General features: G+C 62.5%; 21 protein-coding genes. 11 read left to right on the forward strand and 10 right to left on the reverse strand.

The annotated features are described in order from the left end of the window. Together hppD and phhA are read right to left on the reverse strand one after the other, a co-directional pair. Nucleotides 1–977 (reverse strand): 4-hydroxyphenylpyruvate dioxygenase (hppD, locus tag B3B04_RS07920; RefSeq protein ID WP_292041702.1); only part of this gene is annotated, 977 nt, incomplete at its 3' end. A gap of 60 nt (nucleotides 978–1,037) precedes the next feature. Continuing rightward, nucleotides 1,038–1,883, reverse strand: a complete 846-nt coding sequence (gene phhA / locus B3B04_RS07925) for a phenylalanine 4-monooxygenase (protein ID WP_292041812.1) — start codon at nucleotides 1,881–1,883, stop codon at nucleotides 1,038–1,040. 179 nt (nucleotides 1,884–2,062) lie between these two features. On the opposite strand from phhA, the gene B3B04_RS07930 reads away from it, so the two are divergent. The 3 genes from B3B04_RS07930 (at nucleotide 2,063) to B3B04_RS07940 (ending at nucleotide 3,364) form a co-directional block, all read left to right on the forward strand. Further along, nucleotides 2,063–2,530, forward strand: coding sequence for an Lrp/AsnC family transcriptional regulator (locus B3B04_RS07930; RefSeq protein WP_292041704.1), 468 nt, complete (start codon nucleotides 2,063–2,065; stop codon nucleotides 2,528–2,530). Nucleotides 2,531–2,721: 191 nt separating this feature from the next. Then, nucleotides 2,722–3,150 (forward strand): DUF2178 domain-containing protein, encoded by a 429-nt coding sequence (locus tag B3B04_RS07935; protein WP_292041706.1) that lies wholly within the window; start codon nucleotides 2,722–2,724, stop codon nucleotides 3,148–3,150. Next, on the forward strand, nucleotides 3,143–3,364 hold the full coding sequence (locus B3B04_RS07940; protein WP_292041708.1) for a helix-turn-helix transcriptional regulator: 222 nt from the start codon (nucleotides 3,143–3,145) through the stop codon (nucleotides 3,362–3,364). Before B3B04_RS07935 ends, B3B04_RS07940 begins: the two co-directional genes overlap by 8 nt. On the opposite strand, the gene B3B04_RS07945 is transcribed toward B3B04_RS07940, so the two are convergent. The 4 genes from B3B04_RS07945 to B3B04_RS07960 form a co-directional block, all read right to left on the reverse strand. Then, nucleotides 3,336–4,976, reverse strand: a complete 1,641-nt coding sequence (locus tag B3B04_RS07945; protein ID WP_292041710.1) for an FMN-binding glutamate synthase family protein — start codon at nucleotides 4,974–4,976, stop codon at nucleotides 3,336–3,338. The genes B3B04_RS07940 and B3B04_RS07945 overlap by 29 nt on opposite strands. Before the next feature lie 93 nt (nucleotides 4,977–5,069). Beyond that, nucleotides 5,070–6,089, reverse strand: a complete 1,020-nt coding sequence (locus tag B3B04_RS07950; protein WP_292041712.1) for an ABC transporter ATP-binding protein — start codon at nucleotides 6,087–6,089, stop codon at nucleotides 5,070–5,072. Then, entirely contained in the window at nucleotides 6,086–7,651 is a 1,566-nt protein-coding gene (locus tag B3B04_RS07955; RefSeq protein ID WP_292041713.1) for an ABC transporter permease, read from the reverse strand. The genes B3B04_RS07950 and B3B04_RS07955 overlap by 4 nt, the downstream gene beginning before the upstream one ends. A gap of 62 nt (nucleotides 7,652–7,713) precedes the next feature. Continuing rightward, nucleotides 7,714–8,760, reverse strand: coding sequence for an extracellular solute-binding protein (locus B3B04_RS07960; protein ID WP_292041715.1), 1,047 nt, complete (start codon nucleotides 8,758–8,760; stop codon nucleotides 7,714–7,716). Nucleotides 8,761–8,937: 177 nt separating this feature from the next. On the opposite strand from B3B04_RS07960, the gene B3B04_RS07965 reads away from it, so the two are divergent. Further along, nucleotides 8,938–9,291, forward strand: coding sequence for an ArsC family reductase (locus B3B04_RS07965; RefSeq protein WP_292041718.1), 354 nt, complete (start codon nucleotides 8,938–8,940; stop codon nucleotides 9,289–9,291). Nucleotides 9,292–9,294: 3 nt separating this feature from the next. Here B3B04_RS07965 and B3B04_RS07970 read toward each other — a convergent pair whose 3' ends face one another. Continuing rightward, nucleotides 9,295–9,642 (reverse strand): DUF2188 domain-containing protein, encoded by a 348-nt coding sequence (locus tag B3B04_RS07970; RefSeq protein ID WP_313442599.1) that lies wholly within the window; start codon nucleotides 9,640–9,642, stop codon nucleotides 9,295–9,297. A gap of 71 nt (nucleotides 9,643–9,713) precedes the next feature. On the opposite strand from B3B04_RS07970, the gene B3B04_RS07975 reads away from it, so the two are divergent. From B3B04_RS07975 to B3B04_RS08005, 7 genes are all read left to right on the forward strand, one after another. Next, nucleotides 9,714–10,115, forward strand: coding sequence for a DUF6249 domain-containing protein (locus B3B04_RS07975; RefSeq protein WP_292041720.1), 402 nt, complete (start codon nucleotides 9,714–9,716; stop codon nucleotides 10,113–10,115). A 20-nt stretch (nucleotides 10,116–10,135) separates the two neighbouring features. Then, nucleotides 10,136–10,708, forward strand: a complete 573-nt coding sequence (locus B3B04_RS07980) for an RNA polymerase sigma factor (RefSeq protein WP_292041721.1) — start codon at nucleotides 10,136–10,138, stop codon at nucleotides 10,706–10,708. After that, a complete protein-coding gene (locus tag B3B04_RS07985) occupies nucleotides 10,698–11,102 on the forward strand; it encodes a hypothetical protein (RefSeq protein ID WP_292041723.1) in 405 nt (134 codons plus the stop codon). Before B3B04_RS07980 ends, B3B04_RS07985 begins: the two co-directional genes overlap by 11 nt. 147 nt (nucleotides 11,103–11,249) lie before the next feature. Next, nucleotides 11,250–12,041 (forward strand): tetratricopeptide repeat protein, encoded by a 792-nt coding sequence (locus B3B04_RS07990; RefSeq protein WP_292041725.1) that lies wholly within the window; start codon nucleotides 11,250–11,252, stop codon nucleotides 12,039–12,041. A gap of 20 nt (nucleotides 12,042–12,061) precedes the next feature. Further along, nucleotides 12,062–13,483, forward strand: a complete 1,422-nt coding sequence (locus tag B3B04_RS07995; RefSeq protein ID WP_292041727.1) for a PQQ-like beta-propeller repeat protein — start codon at nucleotides 12,062–12,064, stop codon at nucleotides 13,481–13,483. A 31-nt stretch (nucleotides 13,484–13,514) separates the two neighbouring features. Then, nucleotides 13,515–15,140 carry a ribosome biogenesis GTPase Der gene (gene der, locus B3B04_RS08000; protein WP_292041730.1) on the forward strand — a complete coding sequence of 542 codons (1,626 nt, stop codon included), beginning with the start codon at nucleotides 13,515–13,517 and terminating at the stop codon, nucleotides 15,138–15,140. 127 nt (nucleotides 15,141–15,267) lie between these two features. Further along, on the forward strand, nucleotides 15,268–15,726 hold the full coding sequence (locus B3B04_RS08005; protein ID WP_292041732.1) for a lysozyme inhibitor LprI family protein: 459 nt from the start codon (nucleotides 15,268–15,270) through the stop codon (nucleotides 15,724–15,726). 43 nt (nucleotides 15,727–15,769) lie between these two features. On the opposite strand, the gene B3B04_RS08010 is transcribed toward B3B04_RS08005, so the two are convergent. From B3B04_RS08010 to B3B04_RS08020, 3 genes are all read right to left on the reverse strand, one after another. After that, nucleotides 15,770–16,519: an SDR family NAD(P)-dependent oxidoreductase gene (locus B3B04_RS08010; protein ID WP_292041734.1), complete on the reverse strand. Its 750-nt coding sequence runs from the start codon at nucleotides 16,517–16,519 to the stop codon at nucleotides 15,770–15,772. Nucleotides 16,520–16,585: 66 nt separating this feature from the next. Continuing rightward, complete coding sequence (gene purF / locus B3B04_RS08015; RefSeq protein WP_292041737.1) at nucleotides 16,586–18,097, reverse strand: amidophosphoribosyltransferase; 1,512 nt, start codon at nucleotides 18,095–18,097, stop codon at nucleotides 16,586–16,588. Nucleotides 18,098–18,161: 64 nt separating this feature from the next. Further along, nucleotides 18,162–18,725: a CvpA family protein gene (locus B3B04_RS08020; protein WP_292041738.1), complete on the reverse strand. Its 564-nt coding sequence runs from the start codon at nucleotides 18,723–18,725 to the stop codon at nucleotides 18,162–18,164. Nucleotides 18,726–18,751 lie beyond the last annotated feature (26 nt).

The raw sequence follows: 18,751 nt of genomic DNA on the forward strand, positions 1-18,751 counted from the left end.
CCCTTGCGCTGGATGATCTCGAAGAAGATCGGGCCGAACAGGTTTTCGGTGAAGATCTGCAGCAGCAGGCCCTCTTCGCCAACGTTGCCGTCGATCAGGATGCGGTTCTTCTTCAGGCGCTCGAGGTCCTCGCCGTGGCCGGGGACGCGCTTGTCCACCAGCTCATAGTAGGTCTCGATCGTGTCCTGCAGCTTCACGCCACGGGCGCGCAGCTTCTCGACGGTCTCGTAGATGTTGTCGGTGGTCATGGCGAGGTGCTGGATGCCTTCGCCGTTGTACTGACGGATGAACTCTTCGATCTGCGAGTTCTCGTCCTGCGACTCGTTCAGCGGGATGCGGATCGCCTTGTCCGGCGCGATCATCGCCTGCGAGAACAGGCCGGTCGCCTTGCCCTTGATGTCGAAATACTTCTGCTCTTCAAAGCCGAAGATCTGGTTGTAGAAGGTCGACCAGGTACGCATCTGGCCGCGCTTCACGTTGTGGGTCAGGTGGTCGAGGATATCGAGGCCGACCGAGTTTGCAGCTTCGGCTTCCTGCCAGCCTTCGATCTCGGTCCAGCTGTCATAGATGCTGCCTTTTTCGCCGTACTGGTCGATCAGGTACAGGTACGAACCGCCAATGCCTTGCAACACCTTGGCGTCGGCACCCAGAGCACCCACCGAAGCGTCAACGGCGTGTGCGCCACGCGAGATGGCGAGGTCGAAAGCCTGTTGGGCGTCTGCCACGCGGAAGGCCATGCCCGAGGCTGACGGGCCGTGCTCGGCGCGGAAGTCGGCGGCCTGACCGGTCGGCTCGTCGTTGACCAGCAGGTTGGTCTGGCCCTGCTTGTAGCGGGTGATCTTCTTGGTCGGGTGGGTGTGCGTCGGCACAAAGCCCAGTTGTTCGATCAGGGCCTTCATGGCGGCCGGATCGGGGCTGGTGAACTCTACGAACTCGAAGCCGTCGAGGCCGATGGGGTTTTCAGCGGTAATGGCCATGGGAATGGTCTCCGTTGCTGTGTCAGCTTCCGCATACAAGATACGGAAAAACTTGTGAAATCAGTTATCCGTGACGCGGTTGGCCCAGGCTTGGGTGCCTTGGGTATAGACGCGGTCTGTGGGCAAAATGTCGGCGGGTTCGTACTCGGCTTCGGTGGCCAGTTCGGCATAGATCGGCGCGAAGTCCGTCTCGACCGTCTGGGTCAACAGGTCCTCGAAACTGTCGATGACAAAATAGGTCTGTTGGAAGTCGTCGATGCGATAGCGGGTCTGCATCACGCGCTTCATGTCGAAACCGATGCGGTTGGGCGAGGCGTCATCCAACGCAAAGATCGATTCTGTACGGCTAGAAACAATACCCGCCCCATACAGCTTCATATCGTCGCCGTCTTTTATCAGGCCGAACTCGACCGTGTACCAGTACAGGCGCGACAGATTGTGGATGGCGTTGTGTTTCATCGCCTTCAGTCCGCCCTGACCGTAGGCCTGCATATAGTCAGCAAAGACAGGGTGGGCGAGCAGGGGAACGTGACCGAACACATCGTGGAACACATCTGGTTCCTGAAGATAATCAATCTGTTCCGGCGTTCTTATGAAGTTTCCTGCGACGAAGCGGCGATTGGCCAGATGATCGAAGAATACCTCGTCCGGCACCAGACCCGGCACCGCCACCACCTGCCAGCCCGTCAGCTTGTGCAGGCGTTCGGACAGGTCCTCAAAGTTCGGAATGCCGCTGTCGGACAACTTTAGAATGTCCAGCCCTTCCATGAAGGCGGGCGTGACACGCGACGGCAGAAGCTTGCACTGGCGCTCGAACAGCACGTCCCACAGGGCATGTTCTTCGGGCGTATAGGCCGACCAGTTCTGCGGGATCGTCCAGTCGGACGAGGCCCCTTCCGGCGGCATCTGATGCACATGGCTGGCCAAGGCGTGTCCTCCCGTAGGCTATGAGGCGGTCCTCTTGCCGAGGATCTTGCGCCTGAATCTGCATGACAACAGTTTGCCATCAGAACTTGCGCGTTGCCTTTCAAAACAGGCCATGAAATGACGGCTGATGACTAAAATCGTTCAGGATTGTCGAAATAATGAAACAGTACGATCTTGATGACGTGGATCGCCGCCTGCTGCGCTTGCTGCAGGCCGATGCCTCGCTCAGCCATGCCGCGCTGGCCGAACAGGCGGGCTCGTCTCCGGCCTCATGCTGGCGGCGGATCAAGGCCATGGAGGAGGCGGGCGTGCTGCGGGCCCAAGTGCGGCTGGTGGATGCCGAGAAAGTCGGGCGCGGCGTGAACGTCATGTGTCAGGTGCGGATGAAGTCGCACTCGCCGAATGAGCGGCAGGCGTTCGAGAACTTTCTCCACACCAAGCCCGAGGTGATGGAGGCCCATTCCATGTCCGGTGAGTGGGACTATCTGCTGCGCATCGTGGCCGAGGATGTGGCGGGCTATGAGCGGTTCCTCATGCGCGACCTGTTGAACCATGCCAACGTGGCCACCGCCGCCTCCCACTTCGCTCTCAGTCAGGTGAAATACACGACAGCGCTGCCGGTCTAGCGGGTAGTGGAGCACTATGCGTGGTTAGGCCGTCATGGCGGACTTGCCCGTGGGGAGTCGAGGAGGCGAGGCAAGGCGGTTGACTGCGTGCCACCTTGCCACATGTTAAGCAGGCTTGCCTCTATGTTAAATAAATTTGACATCATGTTCGATTTGGTATTCCTGTTATCTCAACAGGGAAGGAAACGATCATGGCTTTTCGCGAGAAACTGGCTTGGCTGACCCTGTTGGGGTCTGGTGTCGCATACGGGGTGTATTTTTTGGCAATCGGCCCGTCGGTGGATTTCGGGCGGGACAATATGGTCGCCATCATCGGGACATTCGGTCCGGTGGCGGTTTTCCACGCTTTGATTATGGCCGTAGGGGCGGGTGCGCTGGCCCTAGCGGCGCATCGTGACGCCAATCAAAAGGCCGACGAGCGGGACCGCGCCATAGACCGCAGAGCCTCTTCAGTGGCTTATCTGGCCATGATGTGCGGGATCATCCTGGTGGGTGTTGTCGCTCCGTTCAGCGCACCGGCCTACAAGATCGTCAACGCCGCGCTGGCGGTGATCGTGATCTGTGAAATCATCCGCCAAATCATGATCATCCTCGGCTATCGTCGTGGCTTCCATGGCTAAGTCGCTTCACAACACCATTCGTACCCTGCGTTTTCACGCGTCGGAAATGACGCAGGCTGAGCTGGGTGAGCGGGTGGGGGTCACCCGCCAGACCATCGCCGCTATCGAACAGGGTAAATATTCGCCCTCGCTGGAAACGGCTTTCCGCATCGCCGATGTGTTTGGCGTGCCGCTGGATCAGGTCTTCAGTTGGGCCGAAGCTCAAGATCGTTGAAGGCCGAATAGCCCTTTTCGGCGGTGAAGTTGTGCGCATCGGCCAGCTTCCATGACAGGCCATAGAAGGGGTGTTGCTCACCCTGTTCCAGAAGTTCGCCGGGCTTGAGGAAGGTATGGATCTGCGAATAGAGGCGGATTTCGTGTTGGCTGACACGGCGCACCAGATGCTGTGGGCCGAGGTCGGCGGGCTTTTCTATACCGGCAGCGGCCAACATTTCCGCAAGGGCGTGCATGGTGCTGTTGTGATAGGTGGCCACGCGTTCGGCCTTGTCCGGCACCACCAGCGCGCGTTGGCGTGACGGGTCCTGGGTGGCCACACCGACAGGGCATTTATTAGTGTTGCATGACAGGGACTGGATGCAGCCCAGCGCGAACATGAAGCCGCGACCGGCGTTGGTATAGTCCGCGCCCATAGCCAGCAGACTGGCGATGTCGAAGGCGCTGATGACCTTGCCCGCCGCGCCGATCTTGATGTGCTGGCGCAGGTTTGCCCCCACCAGCGTGTTGTGCACCAGCAGCAGACCTTCGCGCAGAGGCGTGCCGATGTGGTTGGTGAACTCCAGCGGGGCTGCTCCGGTACCGCCCTCGGCACCGTCTACCACGATGAAGTCGGGCAGAATGCCGGTCTCCAGCATGGCCTTGACGATGCCCATGAACTCCCACGGATGGCCAATGCACAGTTTAAAGCCGACAGGCTTGCCGCCGGACAGGTCGCGCAGTTGCGCAATGAACTGCATCATCTCGACGGGCGTGCTGAATGCGGAATGGGAAGGCGGCGAGATGCAGTCTACTCCGACGGCTACACCGCGAATCTCGGCAATCTCAGGCGTGACCTTGGGGCCAGGCAGAATGCCACCGTGGCCGGGCTTGGCCCCTTGGCTGATCTTGATCTCGATCATCTTCACTTGAGGCAGGGTGGCGTTCTGGACAAACCGCTCGGGATCGAACTGGCCGTCCAGCGTGCGACAGCCGAAATAGCCGCTGCCGATTTCCCAGACGATGTCGCCGTCACCCTCGCGGTGATAGGGGCTGAGGCCACCTTCGCCGGTGTCGTGATAGAAGCCGCCGGCTTTTGCCCCCTTGTTCAGGGCGCGGATGGCATTGGCGCTGAGCGAGCCAAAGCTCATGGCCGAAATGTTGAACAGGGAGGCCGAATAGGGCTGGGAGCACTGGGGCCCGCCGATGGTCACGCGCAGGGTGCTCAGGTCGGCCACTGGCGCGGGACGGATCGACGGGGCGATGAACTCATAGCGGTCGCCATAGACGTCTTGCAGGGTGCCGAACGGGCGCTCGCTGCTTTCGCCCTTGGCGCGGGCATAGACCAGCGAGCGCTGACTGCGGGAAAAGGGCGTGGCCTCGCTGTCGGATTCAAACAAATATTGGCGCAGTTCGGGCCGCAGGGCCTCGAACAGCCAGCGGAGATTGCCGATCACAGGATAGTTGCGGCGCACCGAGTGGCGCGTCTGCATCAGGTCATATAGGCCCAGCAGCGACAGGGCACCGAATACCAGTACCAGCGGCCACAGAGCAGGCTCCCACGCCAGTCCGACAAGGAAGGCAACTGTCGCCACAAGACAGATGGCCAGAACCGTAAATCGGCTGATGTGCATGGTGCGCCCCCGTTGAATGACCACAAAGATCATGTGGTAACGGAGGAGTTAGCCCTTAAGCTCCCCAAAAGGCGAGAGATCGCAGTTCGGAAATCAGGCCGCGTAGAGGCAAGTACTGGCGGGATCGAAACGCACAGCCGCCTTATCGCCCGCGCGCAGCATCGTCTGGGGTGCGCGCAGACGTAAGGACTGGCCGTCCTTTTCCAGCAGGATTTCGTAGAAGGTGCCGCCGAACGCCACAGCGCATACGGTGGCTCCGTCAATGGCAGGCTCGGCCTTCAGGCCTTCGGGCCGCGCCATCAGCCAGACCTCGCCATCGGCATGCTCGCAAGCCATGGTGCCGAAGACGGTGGTCGCGACGCCATTTTGCACGGTGGCCTTCAGCACCTCGGCCTCGCCCAACAGACGGGCGGCGGCGATGGAGGCGGGGCGCGTATAGCAGTCCTGCGGGGTGCCGGATTGCAGGATTTCGCCCTTGTCCATCAGCACCAGATCGTCGGCCATCATCAGCGCCTCTTCGGCGTCATGGGTGACGACGAGGACGGCGGTGCCGCTGGCGCGCAGGGTGTCGATCAGGCTGCGGCGGACTTCGCTTTTCAAGTGACGGTCCAAGCCGCTGAACGGTTCGTCCAGCAGGATGGCGCGCGGCTGGCGGGCGAGGGCGCGCACCAGGGCCACGCGCTGTTGCTCGCCGCCCGACAGCATGTGCGGCCAGCTGTCGGCGCGGTCGGCCAGTTTGACCTGCGCCAGCCAGTCCACTGCCTGTTGGCGACGGGCGCTCTTGGGGCCTTTCAGACCGAAAGCGACATTGTCCGCCACACTGAGGTGCGGGAACAGGGCGTAGTCCTGAAACACCAGACCGATGTCGCGGTGCTCGGGCGGGATCGCGGATTTGGCGTCTGCCAGCAGGGTGTCACCCATGTGCAGCGTGCCACCATCCAGTGGCTCCAGCCCCGCAATCATGCGCAGGATGGTGGACTTGCCGCTGCCGGACGGTCCGAGCAGGGCAGTGATCCGACCAGCGGACAGGCTGAGGGACGCCTCGCGGACAGCCACGCGCGTGCCGTACCGGCGGCTGGCTTGGGTCAGGCGAATGGTGGCGTCGGTCGTCAAAGTGATGTCTCGCGGGAGGTGCGGCGGCGGCCGGTGGCGGTCACTTGGCGGGTCAGCCAGATCACGCCCGGCAGGGCTAGTCCGATGATCAGCAGCGATGGCCAGCCTGCCTGTGACAGGCGTTCGTCCAGCGCATAGTTGGAGGCCAAGACCGCCAAGGTGTCAAAGTCGAACGGGCGCAGGATCAGGGTGGCGGGCAGTTCCTTCAGCACATCCACCATGACGATCAGGCCCGCCGTCAGCAGCGCGCCCTTGGCGATGGGCAGCTGCACGCGGCCCGCGCTGGACAGCTCGCTGTGGCCAAGGCTGCGCGCGGCATGGATCATGGAGGGCGTGACCTTGGACAGGCCCGCCTCGATCGGCTCGACCGCAGCGGCCATCAGGCGTGCGGCATAGGCATAGATCAAAAGGGCGACGCCCATCCCGATACCGCTGACGGTACCGGGGAACAGGGTCCAGATGACGGCGGCAGGGGCCAGCAAACCGATAGCCATCACGGCCCCCGGGGTGGCGTAGCCAAGGCTGGCAAGGCGGGCGACGACCGGCATGCGGCTGGCCCCCAGCGCTAGCAGGGTGGCCAGGCCAACGGTCACGACAGCTCCGGTCAGGCCCATGCCCAAGGTGCGCGCCGTGGCGGCCCACAGGCGCGGCCAGTCCGGCGTTACTTCCAGAGAGCGCCACAGCAGATAGCCCACCGGCAGCAATAGCCCCAGCGTCAGCAGCAGCAGGCAGAACAGGGTGGCTCCCCACGCCTTGAAACCACGCAGACGGGTGGCCTCCAGCGTGCGTTGCTGGCCGCGTGTCGTCTCATAGCGACGGCCCTGTCGGCCCCAGCGCTCCAGTGCCAGCAGGGCCGCTGCGGTCACTAACAAGGGCAGGGCAAAGCGCGCGGCAGAGGCGGGCGATCCATAGACGGACCATGCCCGCACCACGCCAGTGGTCAGGGTCTGCACGCTGAGAAACTGTACCGCGCCATAGTCGGCCAACGTCTCCATCACGGCCAAGGCCATGCCTGCGGCCAGTGCCGGACGGGCCAAGGGCAGGGCCGTGCGACGGAAGGCCTCGCCCACGGAACAGCCCAGCATCCGTGCAGCCTCTACCGGATGGACCGACTGGTTCACAAAGGCGGCCCGCATGGCGAGGAAGACGTAAGGATAAAACGCGCACGAAAGCACAAAGATGGCTCCGGGGATGGAGCGCATCTGGATCGGCACATCAAAGCCCAGCGTGGGCCTTAGCCACATGCGGAACAGGCCGCCGACGTCGAAAATCTGGGAATAGGAATAGGCTAGCGCAAAGGCCGGAACGGCAAGCGGCAGCGCCAGCGCCCATGCAAACACGCTGCGCAGTGGAAACCGGTGCATGGCCACCAGCCACGCGGCCAATGTGCCTACCACGCCCGTGACCACGGCCACGCCCAGAGCCACGACGCCCGATGTGGCGGCATAGCGGGCCACGTCCTTGAAGGCGATGTCGGCGCGGCCAGGCTGTAGGGCCGCAAACACCACGCCGATCAGCGGCAACAGGGCGATGATGGCCGCGGCCCAGCCCAAGACATGCAAAGGCGAAAGCCCGCCGCGTTTCCTGCGGCGGGCCTCACGGACCTGTGCTGTCGGCTGAAGGCTTATCGCCAGCCAGCCGCGCTGATGATCGACTGTGCCTTCGGCTGGTTGATGCCGTAGCGCGAGACGTTCATTGGGTGGGCGGTGAAGTCGGCATAGGGGGCAACCGCCGCCGACGGGGCTGCACCATTGGCTGCCGGATATTCATAGTTCAGGTCAGTGACGATCTGTTGGGCTTCCGGCGTAGCCAGAAACTCGAGGAATTTAATCGCATTGTCCTTGTTCGGTGCATTCAGCGCCACGCCGCCGCCCGAGATGTTGACGTGCGGGCCCTTGCCATCCAGCGACGGGAAGCCGAGGCGCAGCTTGGCCGCGATGTCGCGATCGGCGGCGTCTTCGCCATTGGCCATACGGATGAAGTAGTAGGAGTTGGTCAGGGCCACTTCACAGACACCGGCAGCCACGGCGCGGATCTGGTCACGGTCGCCACCTTCCGGCGGACGGGCAAAGTTGGACACCACGCCCTCGACCCACTGCTTGGTCTTCTCTTCGCCCCAAGCTTCGATCATCGCGCCGACCAGCGACAGGTTGTAGACGTTATCGCCCGAGCGAGCGCAGATCTTACCCTTGAAGCGCGGGGTAGCCAGCGCGGCATAGTCGGCGATCTCTGCCGGCTGAACCTTGGCCGGATCATAGGCCACGATGCGGGCACGGCGCGAGAAGCCATAGTATTGGCCGGACGGCTCGCGCAGGTTTTCCGGAATGGCGCTGTTAAGGGCGTCGGAGTTGACCGACTGCAGCAGGCCTTCGTTCTGTGCGCGCCACAGGGCACCGGCGTCGGCCGCCACAAACACGTCGGCAGGGCTGTTGGCACCCTCGGCCTTCATGCGGGCGATCAGCTCATCAGGGCGACCCTCGATGCGCTTCACCTCGATGCCGGTCTTTTCCTGAAACAGATCGTACAGCTTCTGGTCCGCGTCATAGTGACGGGCGGTGTAGAGGTTCAGCACATTGGACGCCGCGCCATCGGCGGTCTTTTCCTGCGACTGGCCGCACGCGGCGAGGGTCAGGGCAGCAGCGGTTGCAACAAGGGCAGTAAGACGACGCATGCATCAATCTCCGGATAGGGCTGTGATGAACACTGCCTAATGCGAACCGCTCGCAAAAGCGTTGAGGCATTCTGACGCACACTGGGTCGCGTTGAAAGCTCGCCCTGTTTGACCTGCCCGGTGTTCAATGCGACAGCCGCCTCCGATAAGAATTCGGTACCCGTTCAGGAGCGCACCATGTCCATCTCGATTTACGGCATCAAAGCCTGTGACACGATGAAGAAGGCCCGCGTCTGGCTGGATGACAACGGCGTGGCCTATGATTTTCACGACTATAAGGTGAAGGGCGCGCCCAAGGCAGAGCTGGAAAAATGGGTGGCCGAGCATGGATGGGAAAAGGTGCTGAACCGTGCAGGCACCACCTTCCGCAAGCTGCCGGATGAGGCCAAGGCCGATCTGGATGCAGAAAAGGCCATCGCCCTGATGATCGAGCAGCCGTCGATGATCAAACGTCCGGTGCTCGATCTGGGCAATGGCCAGACCCTGCTGGGGTTCAAGCCGGAGACCTATCAGGCGGCCCTGAAAGGCTGAGCCTTATTCCTCGACGGCGGTCGAGGGGCGGTCCTGCCCGTCGGCGCGCTCGGTAACCCACTCGCCGTGACTGTTTTGGTATTCAATACAGGCGTCCGCGTCTGGCACCTTTTGCTCGCCCGCGGCGCGGCGGGCGGCGGCGGTGGCGCTGTCGTGATCCGGATAGGTCTCGGAGTAGGTGCTGCCCAGCTGATAGGCCCAGCCGCCGTCGTGCTCCACGATGCGATAGGTGATTTGCGCCATGTCGAAGCCCTTGTCTGTGAGTGGTGACAGGGTAACGCGCGGGGTCGGGATAAGGCTTCGTCGCGACCTTACGAAGATTTCATCCGAAAAGACGCATCTATAGGCCATGCTGGTGGCCTCTCAAGGACATAACAGGCCATCGTCAGGCGGTGGCTATCCCTGAGACAAGGAATTGCGTCATGGAAGAAATGGTCGCCATTATCGCCATTGTAGCGGTGTTCGGCAGCTTTGCGGCTGTGTTCATCATGCCGAGCTATTTCACGCACCGCTCCCAGAAGGAGATGCAGAAAACGGTCCGCTCGGCGATTGCCGAAGGCCAGAACCTGCCAGCCGAACTGATTGATGTGCTGACGCGCGATGTGCGGAAAGGTTTGCCGTCGCGCAGCCGCGATATCCGTCGTGGCGTTCTGTGTGTGGCGGGTGCTATCGGCTTGGCTCTGTTGGGCCAGTTCACCACTCTGAGCTTTGGCTTCGGCGAAGGTCAACGCATCTCCAACGGCCTGCTGGGCGTGGCGTGTCTGCCGCTGATGTTCGGCATTGCCTATCTGGTGCTGGCACGGTTCAACAAGGACCGCGACTAGAGCACGGCGGGGAGGGCGATATGGCAGGCGCGCAGTCCCGTCCTTTGACGGACATGCATGACGTGGAACTGGCGGGGCTGGCAGCCCTGGGCGGGCGGCGCGAGTTCGGTGAACTGGTGCGCCGTCACTCATCCATGGTGCGTGGTCTGTTGCGCCGAATGGGGGCCCAGCCCGCACTGGCCGACGATCTGGCGCAGGACGCCTTTATGATCGCCTATGAAAAATGCGGGGCCTATCGCAACGAAGGGCATTTCGGAGCGTGGGTCGGGCGGATCGCGGCGCGGCTTTATTTGCGCCAGATGCGCAAAGAGGCCCGCTATGTGGAGGCCTTGCCCGACGATGTGCTGGAAACACTCGAGATCGACAGCATCGGGCGCGTCGATCTGGATACGGCGCTGAAAGCGCTGAGCGAGCCGGAGCGCCTGTGTGTGTCGCTGTGCCACGGGGCAGGGCTGACGCACGAGGAGATCGGTGTGTCGCTGGATCTTCCACTGGGGACTGTGAAATCACATGTCAAACGTGGTCTGGATAAACTTCGCGCGCGGCTGCTGCCGGCGCATGAGGACAGCCGGAGGGTTTGGAATGTCGGTTGATGATTTTGACCCCGCTATCGAGCGTGAATATCGCGTGCTGCCGTCGATGCCTGATTCGTCCTTGTTTCAGGCCGATATGGAAATGCGGATCCATAAACGTTCGCTGCGGCGTCGTCTTTTTATCGGTCTGGCGGGCCTTGTCGGCCTTTTCTTCTTTGTTCGCGAGATCATTGGCCTGCGCTTTATCTTCGCCCTTCAGGACAAGCCGGAGGCCGAGCTGGTGCGCCGTCAGGTGGGCGAGGCTATGAGAATGTTACGCCAGACGGCCACGAATCTGGGGCTGGACGACGTAGGTTTGGGGGCTCTGGACGGGCCGCAACTGTTGATTTTGATCAGTATAGCCCTGACGGCTCTATTGGCCGGAGCGGCAATCCGATTGTCGCAATCGCTGTAAGATCGCCGTTTTCCCGCCGCCTTCGACCATTATTCGATAAAAAACGATGGCTAAGGAATAACGCCTGCGTTGCGGGCGGCGACGGGACACTTTAGGGTCGCGTCGAATTTGCCACCCGTGTTTTCAACGGCTTTTGGGGCGACTGTCTTGGTTGATGTCTTCGAACAGGTCGAAGAGGAGCTTCGCTCCGAACGTTATAAGCGTCTGGCACGCACTTGGCTGCCGATCGGTGCCGGTGTGGGTGCGGTCGCGCTGATTGGTGCTCTGGGCTGGTGGGGCTATCAGTCCTGGCAGACCAATGAGGCCGACAAGGCTTCGGCGGCTTATGAGCGTGGGCTCGAGGCCTTGCAGGCTGGTAATGCCGAGGGCGCGAACACCGCCTTCGAGGAAGCCGCAGGTTCGGCTTCCAAGGGCTATAAGGTTCTGGCTCTGATGCAACAGGCTGGCATTGCGGTCGACCAGAACAAGATCAAAGAGGCTGTGGCCCTGTTTGACGAAGCGGCCAAGGCCAGCGGCGACCCCGTCCTGTCCGATCCGGCCGCTCTGAAGGCAGCCTATCTGCTGATCGACACCGCGCCGCTCGAAGAGGTCCAAAAGCGTCTTGAGCCGCTGACCGGTGACAAGCGCCCGTTCCGCGCTATGGCGCAGGAAGCCTTGGCCATGGCCATGCTGCAGCACGGCAAGTCTGCCGAAGCGCGTGAAGTCTTCGTGCAACTGCAACTGGGTCAGGATGCGCCGGAAGCGGTGCGCCAACGCGCCCAGCTGGCTGTGCAGACGATTGACGCCGGTACCTTTGGTGTGCTGCCGAAGATCGTGACTGAAGCGGCCAAATTGCCTGCTGTCGCCCCGCAGGCTGCACCGCAGGCTCAGGTGCCTCAAGCCGCTGCTCCGGGAGCCGCCGAGGCTGCTGCCCCGACCGCCCAGCCCCAAGCCCAGTGATTCTGACCGGAAGTTTGTCCATGAACCGAACGCTGAAAATCGCCCTGATGTGCGGTCTGGCCGCGACTGTCGCCTCGTGCGGCACCGTGAAAAAGGTCCTGCCTTTCGGTCTTGGCAACGACGAAGGCCCGACCGCTGTGGCCACCGAGGGCGAGCGTATCTCGATCCTCGAGTTCGAGCAGCAGCTGGCTCCGTCGCCAGCCCTGTCGGGTCGTGACTTCTTCATCCCCGGTCCCACCGCCGTTACCGCCTGGCAGCAGCCGGGTGGCAATGCCGAAAACGAAGTCGGTCACGTGATCGCGGCCCCTGACTTCACCATCGCCTGGCGTCGTGACATCGGCACCAAGTCGGACCGTATGAAGCAGGTCACCTCTCCGGTGGTGGCTGCCGATGGCCGCATCTATGCCATGGACGGGGAGGCGACCGTTTCGGCGGTGGATGCCAACACGGGCCAAGTGGTCTGGAAAGCAGATCTGAAGTCCTCCGAGAATGACAGCGGTCGCCGCGTTCTGGGCGTGTCGCTGGGCGGCGGCGGTTCGGGTGGTGGCTTCGGCGGCGGCGTGGCCGTGTCGGGTGGCAAGGTTTTCGTCGCCTCGGGCTATCGCCATGTGACGGCGCTGGATGCGGCGAACGGCAATGTGCTGTGGCAGCAGGAAACCGACCTGCCGGTGCACGGTGCGCCGACTGTGGCCGGTAACCGCGTCTATGTCGTGGACGTGGACAACCAGCTGCTGGCGCTGGACATGAACACCGGCTCGCAGCTGTGGTCATATCGCGGCATCACCGAACCGGCTCGCATTCTGCGTGCCTCCAGTCCGGCTGTATCGGGCGAGACGGTGATCGCGCCCTTCTCCTCGGGCCAGCTGGTGGCGCTGCAAGCGACCAACGGCCAGCCGGTGTGGGAAGAGGTGCTGTCGCGTACCAGCCGCACCAACGCCCTGTCGGAACTGCGCGACATCGCCGGTCGTCCGGTGATCAGCCGTGGCTTCGTCTATGCCGTCAGCCAGTCGGGCGTGCTCCAGTCGATGGATGTTCGTACCGGTGCGGCGCGCTGGGAACTGCCGATCGCGGGTGTGAACGCCCCGCTGGTGGTGGGTGATGTGGTCTATGTGGTGTCCAAATCGGGCGAGCTGACCGTCATCAACCGCGATTCCGGTCAGGTTTACTGGACCCGTGACCTGAACGAAGGTCGCGTGCGTCGCGAGGGCGGTTTCCTTGGTTTTGGCAAGCGTACCGTGCGTCCGGTGTGGTCTGGCCCTATTCTGGCCAGCAATCGTCTGGTATTGGTCAACTCCGATGGCGAGCTCATTGGTCTTGATCCCAAGACCGGTACGCAGACCGCCCAACTGAAACTGGGGGCTCCGGCCTATATTGCGCCTGCCGCTTATAACGGCGCGCTTTATGTACTGACCGACGACGCCCGCCTCATCAGCATCCGCTGACCTTGTACAAAAATTGCGTTAGAAGGCCGACATGGCTCTGAAGATCGCCATCGTCGGCCGCCCCAATGTGGGCAAGTCGACACTGTTCAACCGCCTCGTCGGCAAGCGCCTTGCGCTGGTCGATGATCGCCCCGGTGTGACCCGTGACCGTCGCTATGCCGACGGCAACATCGGCGACATGGACCTGACCCTGATCGACACGGCAGGTTATGAGGACGTCACCGACGAAAGCCTTGAAGCCCGCATGCGCGAGCAGACCGAGGCCGCCATCGACGACGCCGATGTCATCCTGTTCACCATGGATGCCCGCGAGGGCGTGACCCAGTTGGACCGCATCTTTGCGGACCGTCTGCGCGGTGTGCACAAGCCGGTCATCCTGCTGGCCAACAAGTCCGAAAGCCGCGAAAGCTCGGGTGGTGTGGGCGAAGCCTACAGCCTCGGCTTTGGAGAGCCGGTGGCCATCTCTGCCGAGCACGGCGAGGGTATGGCCGACCTGTATCAGGCGCTGGTGCGCGCGTCCGAGGACGTATTCATCGAAGAAGTGGACGAGCCTGAAAAGCCGATCCGCATCGCCGTGATCGGTCGCCCGAATGCCGGTAAATCGACCCTGATCAACCGTCTGATCGGCGATGATCGTCTGCTGACCGGCCCGGAGGCCGGCATCACGCGTGATTCGATCTCGGTGGACTGGCAGTATGAAGGCCAGAACATCCGTCTGATCGACACCGCCGGTATGCGCCGTAAGGCCCGCGTGCAGGAAAAGCTGGAAAAGCTGTCGGTCGCCGACACCATCCGCGCCATCACCTTTGCCGAGGTGGTCGTACTGGTGATGGACAAGGACGACGCCTTTGACACGCAGGACCTGCAGCTGGCCGATCTGGTCGAGCGGGAAGGGCGTGCGCTGGTTTACGTGGCCTCCAAGTGGGACCTCGAGGAAGAACCGCAGGCGCGTCTCACCAAGCTGAAACAGATGGCTGACGACAAGCTGCCGCAGCTGAAAGGCTCGGAGTTTGTCGCTCTGTCCTCGTTCAACGGCCGTGGTGTCGACCGCCTGATGCCGGCGATCCTCAAGGCCTATGAGACGTGGTCCGTGAAGGTCAAAACCAAGGACCTTAACGACTGGCTGGCGATGGCGACTCAACGCCACCCGCCGCCCGCCGTGGATGGCAAGCGTATCAAGCCGAAATACATCGCCCAGATCAAAGCCCGCCCGCCGACGTTTGTTCTGATGGCGACGCGCGCGGCCTCGATGCCAGATCACTACAAGCGTTATCTGGTGAATTCGATCCGCGAGTCCTTCGATCTGAAGGGCGTACCGATGCGGTTGAACGTCAAGTCCTCGGGGGCTAACCCCTATGCCGAGGGCGGCGCCAAGTCGGGTCCGGAACGCTTCAAGGGCGCGGCCAAGACCGCCCCGCGCAAGGTGCTGAAGGCTGAGAAGGAAGAGAAGCTCTCGAACCTGCCGGGCAAGGCGCTGGAGCAGAAGTCCAAGGCCGGTATCAAACCCAAGGTCAAACCGCTGGGCGGACTGAAAGCCTCTTCGTCCAAAAAGTCGGGCACCAATGTCTTTGTGGGCAAGGGTGCACGGGGCGGGGCCCGTCAGGTGTCGCGTTCGGGCCGTGTCCGTACCGGCCAAAAGGGCGGCGCAAAGCGTTAAGCTGCGGCCTGAATGGCAAGAAAGCAGGGCGATCCACTATCGGGTCGCCCTTTTTCATGCCTGTATCGTGATTGGCGTCCGCTCCGGTCAACTGCCAGCGTCTGGTGGAAGAGATACGGAGACAATCATGACGGTCATGGCGGCTTTGTTGAGCGCACTGGCTCTGGGGGCGACGCCCGCTCAGGACGCGGATGTTGTGGTCGATTGCGACACCGCCGGATCGACGATGGAGCTGAACATCTGCGCTGCCAGAGAGGTTGAGGCGCTGAAGGGGACCTTGGCAGTCTACACCGAGGCGGCCTATGCGCTGATCCGCGAGATGGACGACGGCGATCCCGAGGCCCTAGTCTCCGAGATCACAGACGATGAAAAGCTCTGGAGGGCCTATGTCGAGGCGGCCTGCGGCGCGGTCTATACCCAATGGTCGTCAGGCACGATCCGAAATGTGATGGCCGCCAGCTGCGAGATGGATTTGATCCGCGAGCGCACCCATCACATCTGGCGCGAATATCTGGTCACTATGGAGGGTCTGGCAAAACTGCCGGAGCCAGAACTGAGGGGTCACGCCTTCATATCCGAGGACTGACAGCAAAAAGGCCGCCTCTCGGAGAGAAGCGGCCCTTTGACATTTAGTGGGCCTGTGCGGCCTTCCAGTCCTTGAAGCGGGTGAACAGCGGCGGTTCCTTGTCGCCGCGGGCCAGTTCCACCATCAGGGGGGTGATCTCCTGCGGATGCGGCAGGATCAACGGGTCTTCGCCCGGGAAGGCCTGGGCGCGCAGGCCGGTGCGCATCCGGCCCGGATCGACGATGGCAATGCGGATCGGCATGGATTCGACCTCGTCGGCCCAGCAGCGCATCAGGTTCTCGGCACCGGCCTTGGTAGCCGCATAGGCCCCCCAGAAGGCGCGAGGCTCGGACGCGACGCTGGTGGTCAGATGGATCACGCGTGCCGCCGTCGAGGCCTTCAAAAGAGGCTCCAGCGAGCGGATCAGGCGATAGACGCCGGTGAAGTTGACCTTCTCGATCTTGGCAAAGCCGCGCGGGTCGGCGTGGCTGACCGGCGTCAGGCCCTCTGCGCCCATGGTGGCGGCGGCCTGAACCCAGATGTCCAGCTTGCCAAAACGCTCATACAGGGCACCGCCCAGACGGTCGATCGCTCCGCCGTCAATGATGTCGAACGGGATAAGGGTGGCGTGCTTGCCAGTGGCGGCAAAGATTTCGTCGTCCAGCTCTTCCAGCCCGCCTTGGGTGCGGGCGGCGGCGATGACGTGGGCCCCCGCCTTGGCCAGTGCCAGAGCGGTTTCGCGGCCAATGCCACGCGAAGCCCCGACAACCAGGGCAATACGATCTGCGAGAGGAAGGGTAGCGGTATCGGACATAGCCCGCTGATAGCGCGGTGCGGCCCTATAAGAAAGGGTCGCCGGATGATCCGGCGGCCCTTTTGATCAGGCATTCACGGTCAGAATGGAAACCTTCTTCCCGCCCAGTTCGCGACCGCCTTCTTCGGCTTCGCGATCCAGCAGGCGGGTGGGGTAGTCGCCAGTGAAATAGTGATCGGTGAACTGCGGGCAGTCGTTGTTGCGCGGACCGACGCCGGTGGCTTCATACAGGCCGTCGATCGACAGGAAGCCGAGCGAATCCACTTCCAGAATGGCGCGCATCTCTTCCATGGAGTGGGTGGCGGCCATCAGTTGCGAACGCTCCGGCATGTCGATGCCATAGAAGTCCGGATACAGGATTTGCGGGCTGGCCGAGCGCAGGTGGACCTCGGCGGCACCGGCGGCGCGCACGGCACGCACCAGTTTCAGCGAGGTGGTGCCGCGTACAATGGAATCATCGATCAGCACCACGCGCTTGCCAGCCAGAACGGCACGGTTGGGGCTGTGCTTCATACGCACGCCCTTCTGGCGCGAGGCCTGCGACGGCTGGATGAAGGTGCGGCCGAGATAGTGGCTGCGGATGATGCCCATTTCGAAGGGGATGCCCGCTTCCTGCGCATAGCCCAGAGCCGCAGGCACGCCCGAGTCGGGCACCGGCACCACGATGTCGGCGTCGATCTGGAATTCGCGTGCAAGGCGGCGGCCCATTTCCTTGCGGACTTCGTAGACCGAGCGGCCATTCACGATGGAATCCGGACGAGCGAAGTAGACGTATTCGAACAGGCAAGGACGGGCCGGACGATCAGCGAACGGCTTGATCGAGGTCAGGCCCTCGTCATCGATGACGACGACTTCGCCGTGTTCCACATCGCGGATGAAGGTCGCGCCCATGGTGTCGAGTGCGCAGGTCTCTGACGCCATCACCCAGGCTTCACCCAGCTTGCCCAGCACCAGCGGGCGGATGCCCAGCGGGTCACGCGCGCCGATCATCTTGAAGCGGGTCTGCGCCACCAGAGCATAGCCGCCTTCGATGCGGCCCAGCGCGTCGATGAAGCGGTCGATGATCTTGGCCTTACGGCTGCGGGCGATCAGGTGAAGGATGGCCTCGGAGTCCGAGGTGGACTGGAAGATTGCACCTTCCGCCACAAGTTGTGCGTGGATGTGCTTGAAATTGGTCAGGTTGCCGTTGTGGGCAATGGCGATGCCGCCCTGATCCAGATCGGCAAACATCGGCTGGATGTTACGGATGAAGCTGCCGCCTGCGGTCGAATAGCGGGTGTGGCCCACCGCCGCCGATCCCGGCAGGCGGCTGGTCAGATCCGCATTGCCAAAGGCCTCGCCGATCAGACCCATGTGGCGCTCGGTGAAAAAGCTCTGGGCTTCCAGCACGCTGGCGATACCGCAAGCTTCCTGACCGCGATGCTGAAGCGTATGCAGGCCCAGAGCCACGATAGAGGATGCCTCGTTGTCGGGAGCGCCCCACACCCCGCAGACGCCACATTCAAGGCGCAGCTGCTCATCGTCCGGTTCGCGCCAGTGTTCGCGGTGAACGACGGGATCGGAGATATGGTGGCGCATCGTGGAACTCCGATGACCGAGGGTAAGTAGGATGGCCCGCACCTAGTCCTGACGGCGGTCAAGTTCAAGGCTCAATGTTCGGTTTCGGCCCGGATTGGTCCGAAAAACCCTCGCGTACGGACTGATTTACCACGGGGGTCAGGGCATCGGCCCCCTTGCTGATGACGGGCAGGGCGATCTGGATGGTGCGCGCGGCGGTGATGCTGACGGGCAGGGTCTTGGCCTCGACGAACCAGCGCGGTGGATTGTCGGCCATGATCCCCATCAGAGTCAGATGCACCCCGCCGATGATGACAAGGGCGCGGATCAGACCGATGCCGACGCCGATCAACTGATCCAGCGTGCCCAGTACATGGCCGCGGCTGCCCCTGGAAATGGCATGGGTCATCAGGCGCAGGCCAAAATAGGTCAGCACAAACACCACGCCGACCGCGAGAATGGAGCCCGCCCAGTCCGGATCAACCAGCTGACGCCCGAAAGGGGCCGTCCATGGCAGGGTGATCAGGGCGACCAGAGCCGCAAAGGCGAGGCTGAATAGAGAGGTTAGCTCGCGCAGGCCTCCGCGAAACCATCCGGCAGCACAGGAAAACAACAGGGCGAGGATGACGAACACGTCGAAGCCGGTCATGCCGCCATCCTATCGCGCCCGTAAGC

It is taken from the genome of Brevundimonas sp. UBA5713 (assembly GCF_002419815.1).
Classification (GTDB): domain Bacteria; phylum Pseudomonadota; class Alphaproteobacteria; order Caulobacterales; family Caulobacteraceae; genus Brevundimonas.